The organism is uncultured Eudoraea sp. (assembly GCF_947258525.1).
GTDB lineage: Bacteria > Bacteroidota > Bacteroidia > Flavobacteriales > Flavobacteriaceae > Eudoraea.
In genome coordinates this window covers 9,654-10,831 of sequence record NZ_CAMYIP010000194.1, presented here as the reverse complement: position 1 = coordinate 10,831, position 1,178 = coordinate 9,654, and the positions used below count along the sequence as shown (strand labels likewise).

The 1,178-nt window shown below is 35.2% G+C and carries 3 protein-coding genes and 1 pseudogene (1 of these 4 only partly in view); 1 reads left to right on the top strand and 3 read right to left on the bottom strand.

Annotated elements, in window-relative coordinates; translation table 11 throughout:
- Window positions 1–286: pseudogene (locus Q0X89_RS14695) on the top strand (hypothetical protein); the annotation flags it as partial.
- A gap of 21 nt (window positions 287–307) precedes the next feature.
- On the opposite strand, the gene Q0X89_RS14690 reads toward Q0X89_RS14695, so the two are convergent.
- The 3 genes in view from Q0X89_RS14690 to Q0X89_RS14680 are tightly spaced (at most 11 nt apart) and all read right to left on the bottom strand, a layout consistent with a single transcriptional unit that may run on beyond the window.
- Window positions 308–985, bottom strand: a complete 678-nt coding sequence (locus Q0X89_RS14690; RefSeq protein WP_297695493.1) for a potassium channel family protein — start codon at window positions 983–985, stop codon at window positions 308–310.
- Complete coding sequence (locus Q0X89_RS14685; RefSeq protein WP_297695491.1) at window positions 985–1,143, bottom strand: hypothetical protein; 159 nt, start codon at window positions 1,141–1,143, stop codon at window positions 985–987. The genes Q0X89_RS14690 and Q0X89_RS14685 overlap by 1 nt, the downstream gene beginning before the upstream one ends.
- An 11-nt stretch (window positions 1,144–1,154) precedes the next feature.
- Window positions 1,155–1,178: the 3' portion of an efflux RND transporter permease subunit gene (locus Q0X89_RS14680; RefSeq protein WP_297695489.1), read on the bottom strand. Its footprint extends 2,898 nt past the window's final position; 24 of the gene's 2,922 nt are visible here — the last part of the coding sequence; its start codon lies beyond the right edge, outside the window; its stop codon occupies window positions 1,155–1,157.

Sequence of the window (1,178 nt, the reverse complement as noted above, 5' to 3'; positions counted from 1 at the left end):
AAGAGGTTACTTCAATGGCAGGTTTATAGACAAGCATATGTATATTTTACAAGCGGAATATAGATTGCGCTTTAAGGAAAGATGGACTTTAGCCGGTTTTGGATTATTTGGAAGCGTAGACGAACAAGCTGGCAATTTATTCAGTTTTAATAATTTAAAACCAGCTTTTGGAGGAGGAATACGTTTTAAACTAGTTAAGGATAAAAGCACCTGGCTTAGGTTGGATTACGGTAAAGGAATAGATGGCCAAAGTGGCATTTACTTTGGGGTTAATGAAGCTTTTTAGTTTATTATCAAAATCTTTGATTTAATCTGGTCTCTTGCTATGTCTGATATATTTTTCAATTACTACAGCGGTAACAATAACGAGATAGAACTGTCCCATAAGCCCGATCAAAACGGAAGCGTTTCTTGCCAGCTTGGAAACAGGCGTGATTTCACCATATCCAATGGTTAAGAGCGTGACAAAACTGTAATACGCTAAACTATCTCTCTTCGCTGCAGGATTTAATTCAAGGGCAGACAGGCCGGTAAAAGAACCAGGCTCTGCCAATTCTATTGCCAAACAAATAAAAAATCCAACAAGACCTAAACAAATATATCCAGACATGAGCCCAAGTATTACCCCTCTGTTTACATCGGTGCTTTGCCATACCTGTGCAATAATTTCATAAGTCACAAAACAGTAAAAAGAAAATAATATAGCGAATTCAATGTAGCGATAGCCTTCCTCATCTTCAAACAAATAAGAAGAAAACAATATAACTACAATAGACAAAATAAATAAGCTGATAAAAAAGTTGTGCAATTTCTTTTTTTTAGAAATTAACAATATACCTGCCAGGATATTGACTATAAAAAATATGGGAGTTATATAAACATCGAACAATTCCAGTGGAACGATAAGCGAACCAAACAGTATAAAAAGAAGACTAATAAGAAATATAGTAAATCTAAACGGGTATAATCTTTCCACTAATTTCATCAATCCAGTAATTCTTCATTAAAACTATATTCTTTATAGCTAACCCTATAAAGAATACTATAGAATGAAGGAATAAAAAGTAAGGTGATCACCGTACCGAACAAGAGACCTACCATAATACTTACCGCCATTCCTTCCCACATTTCGCCGCCGCTCAAATACAAAGGTATTAAACCGAGTACCGTGGTGAACG

Excerpts from the sequence above, each read along its gene's own strand:
- Q0X89_RS14690 (WP_297695493.1), bottom strand. The coding sequence starts at position 985 with ATGAAATTAGTGGAAAGATTATACCCGTTTAGATTTACTATATTTCTT.